We start from the raw sequence: 16,248 nt of genomic DNA, 5'->3' as shown, positions 1-16,248 counted from the left end.
TATTAGGCCTGCCGCTAGCGTTCATCCTGAGCCAGGATCAAACTCTCCATTGTAAATTGTCTTAGTCTATTCAACCGATGCCTAAAACATAGACATCAGCCCGACTAGCTCATCAGATTTTTTTCGCCTTACATCACTTCAATGAACTTGTTTCTTGTCTTCACAAGAACTGGTGGATTCCAGCCGCATCACCGGCTTTTTTCCTTTCGCTTTTCGCTTTTTTTGACCCGTTCCTTTCGAACAGGACTGCAAAGGTACGCGATATTTTTTACCCGGCAAGAAGAAATTTTAAAAATATTTTTTCCCCCTGCTCAACTACTCCATATCCCCCCAATCCTCTCAAATCAACCCCGACGCCTTCCGCGTCGTTTGGGAGTGCAAATATCTCCCTTTTTTATTTCATAGCAAGGCTTAATTCAGAAAAAACTTTGCAAATTCTATAATGCACTGAAAATGAAGTGTAAAATTTTCTTTCTTATTGAGAATGATTTCCAACCCAAAACACCTCTTAGCTCAAGTATTTATCAATACAAACCAAATAAAATTTTAAAAAAAAAGGAATTGTCAGTATCTAAATGAAGGCAATGGAGCGAAGTACCTCTTCCTAGGATCCTTAGTGGAAAAAACATAGCGAACAGATATTTCATGGGCACCACCTGAAGCATTTAACCCCAGTTTGGAAACAGGAAAGTCATAACTGTATCCTACTTCCAACCCTGAATCGAAACTTATACCCACTAAACTTACCACAGACTCATTATTTGGCAGCTCATATTTGGTCGGTAAACCTCGATACCAAACCCCCAATAGGAGCGGCTCGAAGAAAAACTCGGCCCCTACATCCAATTGAGAAAATTGTCCTTGCTGTTTGTAGTTAAAACCAATGGCTACAGATCGCTCTTGATCCCAATTATTGAAATAATCATTGATATCACCTGGTGCCAGATTAAATCTATAGCCTCCGTGAATGCCGTATTTGATAGGAAGTTGATTGGAATTGTCTACCAAATAGCTAATCTCCGGCTGAAGTAAATGGGCAGCAGCCACACCAAACCATACTTTTTTTCCATAATACATTAATCCGGCATGGGCATCTGCAGACCGGATCTGACTGTCACCCTCGAAGGCCTCCCCAGGCTGACCCAAAATCACTCCACGATCAATATCCAATTGAGTACCTAAAATTACCCGATCAAATAAGGCGTCTCTGGAAACAAAGCTGCCTTGAATCCCCGCCTGAATAAAATCATTTTCCGAAAGCTGAAGACGGTAGCTATACACCAACCCAATTTCAAAAAGCTGAGTTTGGGTAAAGGATTCGCTCGACCCTTGAATAATCAATCCAATCCCTGAATTGATCTGATCAAAATATTGATCATAGTATGCTGTATATGCCAAAAAAGTCTGATCCAAAGCAGGCCACTGATTCCGAAAATTTATCCCTACTCTACTCATTCCAGTGCTACCGACACTACCTGGATTAAGGTAGATGGGATTAGCATAGTACTGACTGTATTGAATATCCTGACTTTTGCCTGGATGCAAAGTACTAACACATATAAAAAGGAGCAGCGCAAGTCTTTTCATCTGATCAACCTGAATTTCCCGCTTTCACTAGCTCTTTCACCATCGGTGGCTATGCCAGAGAATTTATAAACATAGACTCCAGCATCCAACAGCTTTCCCTCCAAAGTTCCATCCCATCCTTCTGTATCCAGGTCCGTAGCACTAAATAACAATTCCCCCCAAGTATTAAATACCAAGAGTTCGATGGAAACCAAGCCTTTCCACTTGGGTAAAAAAGTCTGATTTTGTGTTCCATTTGGGGTAAATCCAGTGGGAATCATTACCCTATAGCTACGAGTGATTTCTACCGTTTTGGTCATTTGCTCTTCACAGCCCCATCTATCCGATATGATTAAAATGACTTCAAAAACCCCTTTTTTTCCGAAAACGTGAATGGGATTCTTTTCGGAAGAGGTATTCCCATCTCCAAAGTCCCAACTCCATTCTACGGCTCTCGGATCTGATAAGTCTGTAAATGCAATCGGATCATCAGGAAACACCCCTCCTGTTGTCTCATCTTTGATATCCGTTCCTTCGACCACAAAATCAAAATCTACACTCAATTCCTGTTCTTGAATAAAAACCTCTACAGGGATGGGTTCAGAATAACAATCCAAATCCTTGGGTTTGACTTGAAGGTCATAAAGTCCTGATAAATTCACCTGACTTATCTCCTCATTTAAATAGCTCCGCCTCTCTGAGGAAAGTAAGTAATCAAAATTCTCTGTATCAAAACCGGGAATGTATGATGTCACATCCAATGATTGCCCGGGCTCACACCCAACCAAAGGGTCTGAAAACGATAATTCGGGCAATTCTGGAAATGAAACCACGAGCTTTTGAGAGAAAGCCGGACAACCCTTCAGGTTGAATCCTAACACTTCATATTCACCCTCTTCGCTGACTATAAAGCTATCTGATACTTGACCTTCTAGCTCCTGTCCATCTTTCAACCATTGGTAGCTGACATATTCCTCTTCTCCTTTTCCCTGAAGGAGTATACTTCCTCCGGGACATAATTCAACCTGCTCTTCAGAATCGGTGCTTCCATCTACAAAAATCCCAATTGGCTCGGGTGACTCAAAAATATCCAAGGTGATAGAATTGCCATCTGAAGTTTTCCCGTAATTATCAGTTATGGTATAAAATACCTCGACCTTTTGACCGATAAACTCCTCGTTTGGAGTAAAGGTAAATCCTCCTGCATTGTCACTTGCTCTGAATACTCCTTCCGGAAGCACCAAAAACCTATTTTGCTCCAAGCATCTTGCCTGAGTACATATGTCACCTTCGTTTTTGGTGATATCTTCTTTGGTTCGAAAAAACTGCAAACAACGGATGGTACTATTTTCATTAGGAAGAGATACATCAGCATCTTTGATGAAAAATTGGTTTTCACGGCCGGCACAGGAGGTAAAATCCTCAATATTTATCCCTTCTGGAGTTCTCAAGGCCTCATCATTGGACACCTCCACGATGAGATTTCTTATTTCATGAAAATTAGAGAATCCACCCGTAGAGCCGGTGAAGCCAATTTTCAAATTTTTTGGTGCAGGAAAATAATATGGCCTGTCAAATATGGTGACTACCCTTGGTTGATTCAATTGGGTAGTAACCATCATTCTTAAGGTCAAAAAATATCCAGGCCCGTCATCATTTGGCTGGAGTTCCAAAAAGACTTTTCTATAGCCAATCTGATTGGGGTCAGTGACTCTACTGGTTCCGGCACCGCCTGAACTGATTGGGAATTGCGCCCCGGGATTGAATCCATCGTTTCCTGTCTCCATGGTCCTTCTGCCCACTACAAAAGGATACCCACTTGTGCCATTCCCCGGCCCCCTCAAGACAATAGCATCAGGAGCTCTCGAATCGGGAGCAATAGAGGGGAACCCACCTACTTTACCTTCATTGGCCACACCAAAATTCCCGAATTCATCAAATCCGATTCCTAAATAAGCATTGGATAGGCCCGGTTCCCCGTCTCTTTGGGCATAGCCCAAAGAACCTCCGAATCCACCGGGACTAAAATTAGGAGAATCCCCATCAAACAGGAAAACTGTCAATCCATCGGCCAAAAATTGTCCAACCCCTCCGTAGCTAAAGTATTCAAACTCTACTTTTAAACCATAGGTAGAGGGAAAAGGTACATTTATATATACATATCCTCTTTGGTTGAGCTGATTGGAAGTCAGCCGAAGCACGCCCTCAGTCAGCCGGGCGTCGCCTCCAAAAATAGTCTCGCTTAAGGTATTGGGCGTCTGAAAAGTTTCACAATAGGGAAAACCTATCTGTCCAGACGCTGATGACATCAGCATCAGCCAAAAAAACAACACCCCGACAAGATTTTTCCGCTTCACTTTTACTAAACTAATTATCCTGAAATAACTTACAAATTCCCTATAAAACAAAAGCTCCTGAAGATATTCCAGGAGCTTTTACAGGTTGAGAAGATATTACCTTAGGATGGTTTGGGTCCGATCCGGTCCTACAGAGACCAACTTAATCGGAACTTGGAGCTCTTCCTCCAAAAATGTCACGTAAGATTTCAATTCTTCAGGAAACTGATCATAGGAACTGACATTTTTCAACGAACAATTCCATCCTTTCATCTTTTTATAGACTGGCTTGACATCCAGTTCTGCAATTTCAAAGCTGAGGCGATCGATTTTTTCACCGGTTGGAAGTTCATAATGGGTGCAGACCAGGATTTCTTCGAAAATATTCAGGACATCGGCCTTCATCATGAAGAGTTGAGTTACCCCATTGATCATGATGGAGTACTTCAATGCGGGCAAATCCAACCATCCGCATCTTCTCGGTCTTCCTGTGGTACTGCCAAACTCATTCCCCTCTTTTCTCATGGCTTCTCCCGTCTCGTCGAAAAGTTCGGTTGGGAAAGGACCGCTACCTACTCGAGTACAGTAAGCTTTGAAAATTCCGAAAACTTCTCCAATTCGTGATGGAGCCACGCCCAGTCCAGTACAGGCACCGGCAGTCATGGTATTGGAGCTGGTGACATATGGATAGCTACCAAAGTCAATATCCAACAAGGAGCCCTGAGCACCTTCAGCAAGAATCTTCTTCTTGGCTGCCAAAGCTTCATTGACTACATATTCGCTATCGATCAGGTTGAGGGTCTTGATGAATTCGACTGCATCAAAAAACTGTTTTTCCATTTCCGGAAGTGCAACCAAAGAAAAATCATAGAAAGAAAGTGTGGTCTTATGCTTAGCAAGCAAGGTGTGGTATTTTTCCCTGAAATCAGGACTGAGGATATCCCCTATTCTAAGCGCGGATCTTCCGATTTTATCCTGATAGGTTGGTCCGATTCCTTTTAGGGTAGAGCCGATTTTCTTATCCCCCTTGGATTGCTCGTAGGCAGCATCCAGAAGTTTATGGGTAGGAATGATAATCGTAGCCTTTTTGGAGACTACCAGATTCTTTTTGTAATCAATGGAGAATTTACCCAGGCCTTCGATCTCTTTTTTGAGAATAATTGGGTCCAAAACCACCCCGTTGCCGATGATGTTAAGGATTTGGGAGCGAAAAATCCCTGAAGGAATCTGATGCAGAACGTGCTTGATACCGTCAAATTCCAAAGTATGACCCGCGTTGGGGCCGCCTTGAAAACGGGCAACCACCTCATACTGAGGAGCAAGAACGTCCACAATTTTCCCTTTTCCTTCATCTCCCCACTGGAGACCCAGCAATACATCCATCTTCATTTGATGTGCTTTTTAGCCTGTTGATTGATTTTTTAAAAGGCGAAATTTGCGATAAGGGCAAAGAAAACCAAGTGAAAAAGGACAATTATTTGGAACGGCGGATATTGAGGTAGTAGAAGTACATCACGTCTTCGTCCGGTTGATCCTTGGCAACAAAGGCAATTTTATCATTGACTAAAAAATATCGGTTATCCAAATCCGGATTTAAATCAGATAAATTTTGCTCTCCGATTTTTTCGAATTCTTGATTAAAAACCTCAAGGTATAAATCAAAATTTTTTACTTCACCTTGGGAGCGCCCTTTAATCATGCGAAAGAAAATTTCTTCCTCTTCCAGAAAACTAAAAGACCCAAATCTACCTTTCATATTTTCATTTTTGATAAGCTCCAACGCCTCGTTGAAGCTTACCTCATTTTTAATTTCAATAGGAGCTTCTATTCTTTCAGGAAAACCAAAAGTCTTTGGGGAAATTCTTTGAATGTCATTCTTCCATATATCATAAACAAGAAATTCACTTTTGAACGGATATGTAATAATCACTTTATCCTGATGAACAAAAAGTTCAGGGCTTAAATTGGGAGCCATTTTGGTTTTTCCAAGGTCCACCTCCAAAATCATTTGATTGATTTCCTCATTTTCAATCTCTAAAGGCACTTTTTGAAATTCATTTTCGGAAATATCGTACCAAACCAAATCAAAGATTTTATTTCTGGAGTCTTGGATAAAAAAGTAAGCTCTGTTTGAATTAGCATCCTGGTAGTTACATTCAAGAGAAAAAAATGGTGAATAAGCAATGTTTTGAAAAGGGTTTTCAAGATCAAAAATCGAAAATTCCTTTAAGTGAACTTTTTGTGTTTGGCTGGAAAGACTACTCTTGATTATCAATTCCTTACCCGAAAAAATTAATATAGAATCAGACATAGAGAAAAAAGAATAAAATCGCGGAACAGAGCCATGACCATCAAATTCCATTTGGACTCCATGTTTGATGATAAGCGAGTCATTTTCAAAAAAAAGTGAATCAAAACTATGGTTTACATAATTATAAATCAGCCCGCTTGACCTATTCCTCCAACTTAAACTTTGCAAATAGTCGCTGCTAAGTCCACTGAATCCCAAGAAAACCTCTTTCCTCTCAGAAAATTCAAAAAAAATATCCTGTCCGGAATCTGTTTTTTCATCCGAACAGGACCAAAATAGGATTACTCCCAAAAGGGAATTAATGCTTAGCCTTAAAATCTTCCACCGAATCATAGACGGTGAAAATATTATTTAGTTTTGTGATAATCAACAGCTTTTTTACATGCTCTGAAGGTGAGGTCAGGTAAACTTCTCCACCGGCATTTCTCATTTTGGTAAGCATGGTGATCAAGAGGCCAATCCCACTTGAGCTGATGTATCGGACCTCACTCAGATCGATAACAAAAGTTTTGGCTCCATCTTCGATGGCATCTGAGACTACCTCGACCAATTTTGGCCCAACCTCATCTCCGATGAGATCTCCCTGAATGCTCAAATAGTTGGCTTTCTCGTCTTTTTCAGTTTGATAAGTCAGTTTCATCAATTACCTGTTTTGTTTTGGCAGTTTTCTTTGGTGCAGCTTCCGTAGAGGATCAGGGAATGGTGCATCACCTGAAAGTTCAGAATCTCTCCTACGGTATTTTGGATATTTTGGATGCGGGGATCGCAAAATTCAAGCACCTGATTGCAATCCACGCAAATCAGGTGGTCATGTTGCTTGTATCCGTAAGATTTTTCAAACTGCGCGATATTTTTGCCGAATTGATGCTTGGTGACGAGGTCACATTCCACTAGAAGGTCCAGGGTATTGTAGACCGTTGCTCTACTCACCCGATAGTTTTTGTTTTTCATGCTGATGTAAAGACCCTCTACATCAAAATGTCCCGAACGGGTGTAGATTTCCTCCAAAATAGCATATCGCTCAGGAGTTTTTCGGAGTTTTTGGTTTTCCAGGTAAGCAGTGAATATTTTTTTTACCTCTTCAAAATGGGTAGTTGTCGTAGGCATTTTGTCCTATTTTTTCCAAATATAACTTATGTCTCTCAGAAAAGATTCAACAGCTAATCAAAGCGTGTCACCTTAATGACTCCGTCCACTTCCTGGAGATTTTTAATCAAATGGTCCAAATGCTCGGTACTGTGCACATATAGCTTGATCGTCCCTTCAAAAATCCCCGCATCCGAATCCACGGTGATGGACCGCATATTCACTTTGAGTTCGTTTGAAATAACCTTGGTGACATCATTGATCAATCCTACACGGTCTGTACCCAGAATCCGAAGACCGGCTAGGAAGGCAATTTCCTTTTGGCTGGTCCATCGGGCTTTGATCACCCGGTTGCCATGATTGGAGAGGAGCTCCAACGCGTTGGGACAGGAAGTACGGTGAATTTTAATGCCTTCATTGACCGTGACAAATCCAAACACATCATCACCGGGAATAGGGTTACAACATTTGGCCAAAATGTAATCGACCACGTCCATATCTTCTCCTATAAGAAGCTGATCATGATCAGGGCCTTTTAGGCTTTTTATTTCCTTGGTAAAAGTAGACTCATCCTTGACTTTTCCTGTCACCTTGGCTTTGGATGCTTGGGCCTCTTTAAAATCCTTGAAGGATTTGATGGTCGTAGGATCAATTATCCCCTTCCCTACCCGGTAGTAAAATTCATTAGCCGTCTTCAACTCGTAAAATGCCCGAAGCTGTTCGACGATTTCAGAATTGAACTCCATTTTCATGGCTTTCAGCTTACGCTGTACGATCTCTTTTCCATCCAGAATGGAAGACCTTTTCTCTTCCCTAAGCGCGTCTTTGATTTTAGCTTTGGCTCGGGAAGTGACCACATTGTTGAGCCAGTCTTCGGTCGGTTTTTGCTTATTGGAGGTCAGAATTTCTACCTGATCTCCATTTTTGAGTTTATGATTGATTGAGACCAGCTTTTGGTTGACTTTGGCCCCGATACATTTGGCTCCCACTTCGGTGTGGATCTCAAAGGCAAAATCCAAAGCCGTAGCTCCATGGGGAAGTACTTTTAGATCTCCCTTAGGGGTAAACACAAAAACCTCGTCGTGAAACAGGTTGCCCCGAAAGTCCTCCATAAACTCGATGGCATTGCCATCATTGGACTCCAGCATACTTCTGACTTGATTGATCCAATCGTCGAGTCCCGACCCAGTCTTGCCTGAGGAATCCTTTTCCTTGTATTTCCAGTGGGCCGCATAGCCTCGCTCAGCGATTTCATCCATCCGGGTGGTACGGATTTGCACCTCTACCCACTGCCCGGTATTACTCATGACCGTAGTGTGCAGAGATTCATAGCCGTTGGAGCGCGGAGTACTGATCCAGTCTCGCAAGCGATCTGGATTGGGTCGATAAAAATCTGTGACAATTGAATAAACTTGCCAGCAATCCGCCTTTTCATTTTCTAAGTCACTGTCCAGAATAATTCGGATTGCAAAAAGATCATAGACTTCCTCGAAAGGAATACCCTGCTTTTTCATTTTATTGAAAATAGAATAAACCGATTTCGGTCTTCCCTTTATGGTAAAGTGAAAACCCTGTTTGGTCAGTTCTTCCTCTATGGGCTGGATGAATTGGCGGATAAACTTATTCCTATAAGATCTGGATTCATTGATCTTTTTAACGATGTCCTTATAGGTCGAGGAGTCAGTATACTTGAGATAAAGGTCTTCCAGTTCGGACTTGATGGCATACAAGCCTAATCTATGCGCCAATGGGGCATAGAGGTACATAGTCTCAGAAGCGATCTTGAGCTGCTTATGCCTCTGCATGCTGGACAGGGTCCGCATGTTATTAAGCCTGTCGGCCAGTTTGATCAAAATGACCCGGACATCATCAGAAAGTGTCAGGAGCATCTTTCGGAAGTTTTCAGCCTGCTGAGAACTACCATATTCAAATACACCGGAAATTTTGGTCAATCCGTCAATGATGGTCATGACCTTATGTCCAAACTCCCGCTCGATATCCTCCAGCTCCATATCGGTATCCTCTACCACATCATGAAGTAGTGCGGCAATAATGGAGGTCGTCCCCAGCCCGATCTCCTCTACGCAGACTAAAGCCACTTCCAAAGGATGATAAATGTAAGGCTCCCCGGACTTTCTCCTCATATCCTTATGGGCTTCCAAGCTGATATTGAAAGCTTTTTTGATGAGCTTGGTGTCCCCTGGCTTAAGAATGGGCTTGGCCTGACGGAGAATCTTCCGGTATCTTTTGAGTATCTCTTTTCTTTCTACTTCGGTATCCGTCTGGATCATGGGTGTGGATTTGATATGAAATTATGGGGTGAGGTTGAATTGATCTACTTTTTTTCAAATATTTTTTTGATCTCTTGCCAAAAATCAGATTATGTACTTACATTTGCATCCACAATTGGAAAGCGAGGTCATTTGATCAAATAATCTCGGTCTGATTGAATCCAATGCGGATGTGGCGAAATTGGTAGACGCACTAGACTTAGGATCTAGCGCCGCGAGGCATGGGGGTTCGAGTCCCTCCATCCGCACAGCACAAGCCCTCAATCACTCCACTGTTTTGATCAGACAGGAAAGTGATTGGGGGTTTTTAATTCATCATCTGTTTAATACAATACACCTTGGAAATTACATTAGACAAGCATTCAGCAAATCAAGCTTCTATTAAAATTACACTGAACGAAGCAGATTATCAACCAAAGGTTGATGCCAAACTAAAGGATTATGCCAAAAAGGCTTCTATCAGAGGCTTTAGACCTGGAAAAGCACCGATTTCCATGGTAAAAAACATGTATGGTGTATCGCTTTTGGTGGATGAGATCAACAATATTTTGGGAGAATCACTCAACAATTATCTCAAAGAACAAACATTCCGAATCCTCGGTGAACCCCTTCCAGTTGAAAAAGCGGATGATTCTATCGATTGGAAAACCCAGAAAGATTTTGATTTTGAATACAAAATCGGCTTTGTAGAAGGAGTAAACCTTTCTCTGGACAAAAAAACAAAAGCTACAAAGTTCGAAATCAAGGTTGACGACAAATTGGTCAATGAAACAATCGATAACCTAAAGTCTCAATACGGAGAAAGCACCAATCCGGAAACTTCCGAAGCGGGTGATTCTATCTATGGAGATCTGAAGGCTGTAGAAGGTGATTTCACCAAGTCTATTTCTCTTCCTACTTCAAAAATTTCCAAAAAACTCGCGGGTAAGTTTATCGGAATTGGAAAAGACACAGAAGTATCCTTTGATGCAAAAGAGGTCAAGAAAGACGAATGGACTGAAGCTTTTGGCTTGACAGAAGAAGAATTAGAGCAGGCAAAAGGCGGATTTACTTTTGCCGTAAAGAACATCAACAGAACTCAGACTGCTGAACTCAATCAGGAGTTTTTCGATAAAATCTTCGGTCCAGATCAGGTAAAGTCTGAAGAAGAATTTACCACTAAAGTCAAAGAAACCCTTCAGGGCAGCTATGACAAAGAATCCAAAGTATTCACTGAGGAGGAGCTTAAGAAAGTATTGGTTGAGAAAGCCAAGATTGAGCTTCCTGATGCTTTCTTGAAAGAGTGGCTTTTGAAAGCTAATGAAGGCAAGGTAACCGAAGCTGACGTAGAGAAAGAGTACCCAATCTATGCCCAGCAATTGACTTGGTCTTTGATTTCCAACCAAATCGCCAAAGACAATGGAATCCAGGCAGAGCATGAGGATGTCATTGAGAAGACCAAAGAAATGATCCGCGAGCAATTTGCTTCTTCTGGATTAGGAAGTCAATTGGAAGCTAGCATGGATATGTTTGTAGACAATTACTTGAAAGGGAATGAAGGTCAAAACTACATGAACATGCTCACTTCAGTCCAAAATGATAAGGTTCTGGCATTTGTGCAGGAGCAAATTGACATGAAAGAAAAGTCAATTTCGATTGACGAATTCAAGGAACTTTTGGAGAAGTAATTCGATTAAGAGAGTTATATTGAAAAGTCCTTTTTATAAGGACTTTTTTATTTTTGCTTACCACAACAAACTCAAAAATGATTAGTAAAGAAGAATTCAGAAAATACGCCATTCACAATCAGGGCGTAAGCGGGACGGCATTTGATCAATATACCACCCACATCGAAAACATGACTCGGTCAGTAATCGAAGAGAGACCGCAAAATTTCCGTGAAATTGATGTTTTCTCCCGATTGATCATGGATCGGATCATCTTCTTGGGCACAGGTGTAGACGATCATATTGCCAATATCATCGTGGCCCAGTTGCTTTTCCTCGAATCTGTAGACTCCAAAAAGGACGTCCTGCTCTACATCAATAGCCCGGGAGGTTCTGTGACTGCTGGATTGGGAATTTACGACACCATGCAGTACATCGGTCCGGATGTAGCGACGATCTGTACCGGTATTGCCGCTTCTATGGGAGCTGTATTGTTAGCCGGTGGTGCCAAAGACAAGCGTTCGGCATTACAGCATTCCCGCGTGATGATTCATCAGCCTTCAGGAGGTATGCAAGGTCAGTCCAAAGACATGGAGATTTCTTTGAAATTGATATTAGCCATGAGACAGGAGTTGTACCAGATTTTGGCCAACCACACCGGAAAAACCTTTGAAGAAATCGAAAGAGACTCAGACCGTGATTATTGGCTCAGAGCCCCTGAGGCCAAAGAATACGGATTGATTGATGAAGTTCTCGTAAAAAAATCTAGATAATGGCTCAAGTTACCTGCTCCTTTTGCGGTAGAAATAAAAAAGACGTAGACCTGATGGTATCGGGCATCTCCGCCCATATCTGTAATTTTTGCATCGATCAGGCATATCTGATTTTGGGAGAAGAAGAAAAAACCAAAAAATCAGGAGCCAAACCCAAGTTTAAGCTGAAGAAACCCAAGGAATTAACAGCTTATCTGGATCAATATGTGATCGGTCAAGAGGATGCCAAGAAGGTACTGACCGTAGCCGTTTATAACCACTACAAAAGACTTCAGCAGAAGGAAGATCCTGATGAAATCAAGATCGAAAAATCCAACATCATCATGGTCGGAGATACAGGAACTGGAAAAACTTATTTGGCAAAAACTTTGGCCAAAATCCTTGAAGTTCCCTTTTGTATTGCCGATGCGACAGTGCTTACCGAAGCAGGGTATGTAGGCGAAGATGTAGAAAGTATCCTTACCCGCCTGCTGCAAGCGGCCGATTACAATGTAGAAGCTGCCGAGCGGGGGATTGTGTACATCGATGAGATTGATAAGATCGCCCGAAAATCCGACAATCCTTCCATCACCCGAGATGTAAGCGGTGAAGGCGTGCAGCAGGCCATGCTCAAGCTTCTGGAAGGAACGGTAGTAAATGTGCCCCCACAAGGAGGCAGAAAGCATCCGGATCAGAAAATGATCGCTGTCAACACAGAAAACATCCTGTTTATTTGTGGGGGAGCATTTGATGGAATCGCAAGGCATATAGGAAAGCGCTTGAATACCCAGCCTATGGGATTCAGCAAAAGTTCTGGAAATGTGGTTGCGGACCGGGAAAACCTCCTTCAGTATGTGACAGCCCAAGATTTGAAAGCTTTTGGATTGATTCCGGAATTGATCGGCAGACTTCCGGTTTTGACACATCTGGACCCACTTCACAAAGATGCACTGAAGCGAATTCTGACAGAACCCAAAAATGCGCTGGTCAAGCAGTATGCTAAGCTAATGGCCATGGAAGGGGTGAATCTGAAGTTCAAAGAGGATGGATTGGATTTCATCGTAGACAAAGCAGTGGAATACAATCTTGGTGCAAGAGGTCTTCGGTCCATTTGCGAAGCAATCATCACCGATGCCATGTACGAACTGCCTTCTGATGATACAGTCAAGGAGCTGATTATCGATGCAGAATACGCAAAATCACAGTTTGATAAGTCAAAATTCAAGCGACTACAAGTTGCTTAAAAATAAAGAACCCCGGCAAGCGTCGGGGTTTTGCTTTTCTGGGCCAGAAATAGCCAAGACCCATAGCTCCAATAGTTTCATGAAAAGATTCTTTCAGAATTTCCCGTAGTCATCAGCTCTATAAATGATTTTAATTCTTGAAATTTAAAATCAACTTAGCCGCTGTCTCAGATGCACTCCCCTCTCCTATTTTTTCCCGGATAATATCATACCCCTGAAGCATTTCCCCTTTGTAAACCACATTGGAAAAAATCCTCTGGAGTTCATTTCGAAGATTCTCAATAGAAAAATCATCCTGAATCAACTCCTTTACCACTTCTCTGCCAGCAATTAGATTGGGCAGAGAAATAAAAGGAACCCGAATCAAACGCTTGGCGATTTGATAGGTAATCGAGGAGGTTCGGTAGACCACAATCTGCGGCACCCGGAAAAGAGCTGTCTCTAAGGTGGCAGTACCAGATGTAACTACCGCTGCAGTGGCATGGGAAAGCAAATCATAAGTCTGATTAAATACAATCTTTATTCCTGCTTTTCGGGCGGGTTCATAAACCTGCTCAGGTAGGCTATCCACTCCCGCAATGACAAATTGAGCATTTGGAAATTCCTTAACTAGAGTGATCATTTTGTCCAACATTGCATGAATCTCCTGCTTTCGGCTACCAGGCAGCAAAGCAATGATGGGTTGGTAGTTCAGTTCATTCTTCTGAAAAAAGAAATCGTGCGATTTAAACTTTCTGATTTCATCTAAAAGTGGGTTGCCGACATAATGAACTTTTATTCCGAATTCTTGAAAAAATTCAGGCTCGAAAGGCAAAATGGAATAAATCTGATCTGTAATCGCCTTTAACTTCAATGCTCTTTTTTGATTCCAAGCCCAGACTTTGGGAGGAATATAGTAATGAACAGGAATGCTATTTTCCTTGGCAAAGGCGGCAATTTTCATATTAAACCCACCATAATCCACCAAAATCAAAGCATCGGGCTTAAAGGTAATAATATCTTTTTTGACCAAATTCAGGTATTTAAGTACTTTCCGAAAACCCAAAACCACCTCCAAAAAACCCATCAACGCCACTTCAGAATAATCCACAGCCAAGTCTACACCCGCATCTTTGGAATAGGACCCGCCCATTCCTCTAAATGACAGGGATGAATCCTTCGCTTTAAGTGCTAAAACTAGATTGGAAGCGTGTAAATCACCCGAACGCTCTCCTGATATCAGGTATATCCTTTTCAAAAGGTTTGATTTTGATTAGAAAAATAAAAGTAGGTTTTTAGGCCTACTTTTCCACAGCTTTATTTCCTGGAAAGTATCAAATGCCCTCTCCAAAATATTCCACAAAATTCCTTGGAGTTTCATAAAGAGTCAGCTTGTACAATCCACCGTTTGGAGTGATTTCTTTTACAGCGGGCTCCAGAATCTTCCAAAATTCCATAACCAAAATCTCACAGGAAGCCATTTTACCCAGCATAAAATCCACGTCCATGTTCAGATTTTTATGGTCCACTTTATCAATAACCAGTTTTCTGATTAGCGTGCTCAACTGCTTCAAGTCCACCACAAAGCCTGTCTCAGGATCAGGAAGCCCTTTGACAGTTACTATCAATTCGAAATTGTGCCCATGCCAGTTGACATTGGCACAAGGACCAAAAACTTCGAAATTCTTTTCATCAGACCAATTGGGATTCCAAAGTTTATGGGCAGCATTAAAGTGCTCTTTCCGGCAAACGTAAATCATCACATATCAAATAAGTCTGCAAAGCTAAAAAAAAAGTCCCTCAAGGAAAACTGAGGGACTTGGAAGTGTCATTAATCATTGATTGAGCGCCCGGATAAGTATACGAACGTCATTGGTCTCTTTGAGATTAAGCTTTAGGTTCTTTTCCAATTGAGAAATTTTCTCGAAATCTTCCCCAAAGATGCGCTGTAGATCCTTAGATCTATTTTTGAAAAGATAAATCTCACCCCCCTTGACCACAAAAAGATCCTCGAGAGTCTGAAAGACTTTTGCTCCCTGTGCCCCATAAGTGGCAGCAGCATCGTCAGTCATGATTTTGTAATCATGACTATAGAGTGAGTATTTTCCCTTTTCCAGTGTCCTAATAAACCTTTTTTTATTCAAGGTTGGAATTACAAATTCGGAGGTGTACTCCGCTATTTCCCCTCGATTATTGACATAGGTAAAGCCTGCAAGCTTGTCAGCGCTGTAGGCAAAAAGAGAACCATTCATCTTGTACTCTACCGTATTTTCATAGCCATTGAGTGCTATTTGAAGGCCTTCTACGATTTGGCCATTGGGTAAAAGAAGGGTTCCCGATCTAAACTCTTCAATGTACTGCGATCCTTTTACTTCGTTGTATGGATTTGACATGATCGGACTTCCAGTACCTGTATCACGAAGTACAGACAATTGTGCCATGACACTTGAGTGCAAGCACAAAAGAAAGAGGATGTTAATTAATTTGATCGTTTTCATAATAGTTGGGAAAAAAAAGACCGGAAGTTCCGGTCTTTTTGGTTTAAGTTGATCAAGCGCCTTCAGCAGGCGGGTTAGGTCTTGTTATTCTTAGTTGAACCTGCTTGTAATTTTCGCTAGGTTGGATATTGGCATTGCCATCCAACTGTAACAGCAAGTCAACTGATCCTCCGATAGCTCCTGTATTTGGAATAGTCACTGTCAAAGTTCCAAAGCTGGAGTTGGCAGGGATTACCAAGGTTCCGGAGGTAGTAAAATCCGTACCGGAAACAGCAGTAGTTCCTTCTGCAACTACACTGTAGTTGATGGTCTCATCAGAAGATCTGTGAGCAGACACCAAGTTTACTTGGAGACTTACGGTACCTACTGTATTTGCTACGGTAATTCTTGGATATTTTTGACCAGCAACAGGGTTTCTGTTTACTGCGTCATCAAATTCTACCAAAGCTCCTTCCCATAGGGGGTAGTTTTGCTCAATACAAGAAGAGAAAACAAGGACTAAGGCTAGGGTTAATAAAGAAAATATCTTTTTCATGATT

General features: G+C 41.8%; 14 protein-coding genes and 1 tRNA gene. 4 read left to right on the top strand and 11 right to left on the bottom strand.

Annotated features, from left to right (window positions below; genetic code table 11):
* Positions 1-564: 564 nt before the first annotated feature.
* The 7 genes from AAA942_RS19400 to AAA942_RS19370 form a co-directional block, all read right to left on the bottom strand.
* Positions 565-1,587, bottom strand: a complete 1,023-nt coding sequence (locus AAA942_RS19400) for a PorP/SprF family type IX secretion system membrane protein (RefSeq protein ID WP_338221961.1) — start codon at positions 1,585-1,587, stop codon at positions 565-567.
* Positions 1,584-3,923 (bottom strand): PKD domain-containing protein, encoded by a 2,340-nt coding sequence (locus AAA942_RS19395; protein ID WP_338221960.1) that lies wholly within the window; start codon positions 3,921-3,923, stop codon positions 1,584-1,586. The genes AAA942_RS19400 and AAA942_RS19395 overlap by 4 nt, the downstream gene beginning before the upstream one ends.
* 96 nt (positions 3,924-4,019) lie before the next feature.
* On the bottom strand, positions 4,020-5,291 hold the full coding sequence (locus AAA942_RS19390) for an adenylosuccinate synthase (protein WP_338221959.1): 1,272 nt from the start codon (positions 5,289-5,291) through the stop codon (positions 4,020-4,022).
* Between the two features lie 85 nt (positions 5,292-5,376).
* The gene (locus tag AAA942_RS19385) at positions 5,377-6,264 is read right to left on the bottom strand and encodes a hypothetical protein (RefSeq protein ID WP_338221958.1); all 888 of its coding nucleotides are present in this window, start codon (positions 6,262-6,264) and stop codon (positions 5,377-5,379) included.
* A gap of 247 nt (positions 6,265-6,511) precedes the next feature.
* Positions 6,512-6,853 carry an STAS domain-containing protein gene (locus AAA942_RS19380; protein WP_338221957.1) on the bottom strand — a complete coding sequence of 114 codons (342 nt, stop codon included), beginning with the start codon at positions 6,851-6,853 and terminating at the stop codon, positions 6,512-6,514.
* Complete coding sequence (locus tag AAA942_RS19375) at positions 6,853-7,320, bottom strand: Fur family transcriptional regulator (RefSeq protein WP_338221956.1); 468 nt, start codon at positions 7,318-7,320, stop codon at positions 6,853-6,855. Before AAA942_RS19375 ends, AAA942_RS19380 begins: the two co-directional genes overlap by 1 nt.
* Positions 7,321-7,373: 53 nt before the next feature.
* Positions 7,374-9,590: a RelA/SpoT family protein gene (locus tag AAA942_RS19370; RefSeq protein WP_338221955.1), complete on the bottom strand. Its 2,217-nt coding sequence runs from the start codon at positions 9,588-9,590 to the stop codon at positions 7,374-7,376.
* A 166-nt stretch (positions 9,591-9,756) separates the two neighbouring features.
* Here AAA942_RS19370 and AAA942_RS19365 point away from each other — a divergent pair.
* The 4 genes from AAA942_RS19365 to clpX all read left to right on the top strand — a co-directional run bounded on the left by AAA942_RS19365 (position 9,757) and on the right by clpX (position 13,232).
* Positions 9,757-9,838 (top strand) — tRNA-Leu (locus AAA942_RS19365).
* 90 nt (positions 9,839-9,928) lie between these two features.
* Complete coding sequence (tig, locus tag AAA942_RS19360) at positions 9,929-11,257, top strand: trigger factor (RefSeq protein WP_338221954.1); 1,329 nt, start codon at positions 9,929-9,931, stop codon at positions 11,255-11,257.
* 77 nt (positions 11,258-11,334) lie between these two features.
* A complete protein-coding gene (locus AAA942_RS19355; RefSeq protein WP_338221953.1) occupies positions 11,335-12,009 on the top strand; it encodes a ClpP family protease in 675 nt (224 codons plus the stop codon).
* Complete coding sequence (gene clpX / locus AAA942_RS19350) at positions 12,009-13,232, top strand: ATP-dependent Clp protease ATP-binding subunit ClpX (protein WP_338221952.1); 1,224 nt, start codon at positions 12,009-12,011, stop codon at positions 13,230-13,232. Before AAA942_RS19355 ends, clpX begins: the two co-directional genes overlap by 1 nt.
* Before the next feature lie 130 nt (positions 13,233-13,362).
* Here clpX and lpxB read toward each other — a convergent pair whose 3' ends face one another.
* The 4 genes from lpxB to AAA942_RS19330 form a co-directional block, all read right to left on the bottom strand.
* Positions 13,363-14,469, bottom strand: coding sequence for a lipid-A-disaccharide synthase (gene lpxB / locus AAA942_RS19345; protein ID WP_338221951.1), 1,107 nt, complete (start codon positions 14,467-14,469; stop codon positions 13,363-13,365).
* Positions 14,470-14,545: 76 nt separating this feature from the next.
* The gene (locus AAA942_RS19340) at positions 14,546-14,971 is read right to left on the bottom strand and encodes a 6-pyruvoyl trahydropterin synthase family protein (protein ID WP_338221950.1); all 426 of its coding nucleotides are present in this window, start codon (positions 14,969-14,971) and stop codon (positions 14,546-14,548) included.
* 75 nt (positions 14,972-15,046) lie between these two features.
* Positions 15,047-15,652, bottom strand: coding sequence for a hypothetical protein (locus AAA942_RS19335; protein ID WP_338221949.1), 606 nt, complete (start codon positions 15,650-15,652; stop codon positions 15,047-15,049).
* A gap of 109 nt (positions 15,653-15,761) precedes the next feature.
* Positions 15,762-16,244, bottom strand: coding sequence for a DUF4843 domain-containing protein (locus AAA942_RS19330; protein ID WP_338221948.1), 483 nt, complete (start codon positions 16,242-16,244; stop codon positions 15,762-15,764).
* Between the last annotated feature and the right edge of the window lie 4 nt (positions 16,245-16,248).

Source organism: Algoriphagus sp. oki45, assembly GCF_036245605.1.
GTDB lineage: Bacteria > Bacteroidota > Bacteroidia > Cytophagales > Cyclobacteriaceae > Algoriphagus.
This window is presented reverse-complemented; position numbering and strand designations above follow the sequence as displayed.

Excerpts from the sequence above, each read along its gene's own strand:
- AAA942_RS19400 (WP_338221961.1), bottom strand. The coding sequence starts at position 1,587 with ATGAAAAGACTTGCGCTGCTCCTTTTTATATGTGTTAGTACTTTGCAT.
- AAA942_RS19390 (WP_338221959.1), bottom strand. The coding sequence starts at position 5,291 with ATGAAGATGGATGTATTGCTGGGTCTCCAGTGGGGAGATGAAGGAAAA.
- AAA942_RS19385 (WP_338221958.1), bottom strand. The coding sequence starts at position 6,264 with ATGGAATTTGATGGTCATGGCTCTGTTCCGCGATTTTATTCTTTTTTC.
- AAA942_RS19380 (WP_338221957.1), bottom strand. The coding sequence starts at position 6,853 with ATGAAACTGACTTATCAAACTGAAAAAGACGAGAAAGCCAACTATTTG.
- AAA942_RS19375 (WP_338221956.1), bottom strand. The coding sequence starts at position 7,320 with ATGCCTACGACAACTACCCATTTTGAAGAGGTAAAAAAAATATTCACT.
- AAA942_RS19370 (WP_338221955.1), bottom strand. The coding sequence starts at position 9,590 with ATGATCCAGACGGATACCGAAGTAGAAAGAAAAGAGATACTCAAAAGA.
- AAA942_RS19355 (WP_338221953.1), top strand. The coding sequence starts at position 11,335 with ATGATTAGTAAAGAAGAATTCAGAAAATACGCCATTCACAATCAGGGC.
- clpX (WP_338221952.1), top strand. The coding sequence starts at position 12,009 with ATGGCTCAAGTTACCTGCTCCTTTTGCGGTAGAAATAAAAAAGACGTA.
- AAA942_RS19340 (WP_338221950.1), bottom strand. The coding sequence starts at position 14,971 with ATGATTTACGTTTGCCGGAAAGAGCACTTTAATGCTGCCCATAAACTT.
- AAA942_RS19335 (WP_338221949.1), bottom strand. The coding sequence starts at position 15,652 with ATGGCACAATTGTCTGTACTTCGTGATACAGGTACTGGAAGTCCGATC.
- AAA942_RS19330 (WP_338221948.1), bottom strand. The coding sequence starts at position 16,244 with ATGAAAAAGATATTTTCTTTATTAACCCTAGCCTTAGTCCTTGTTTTC.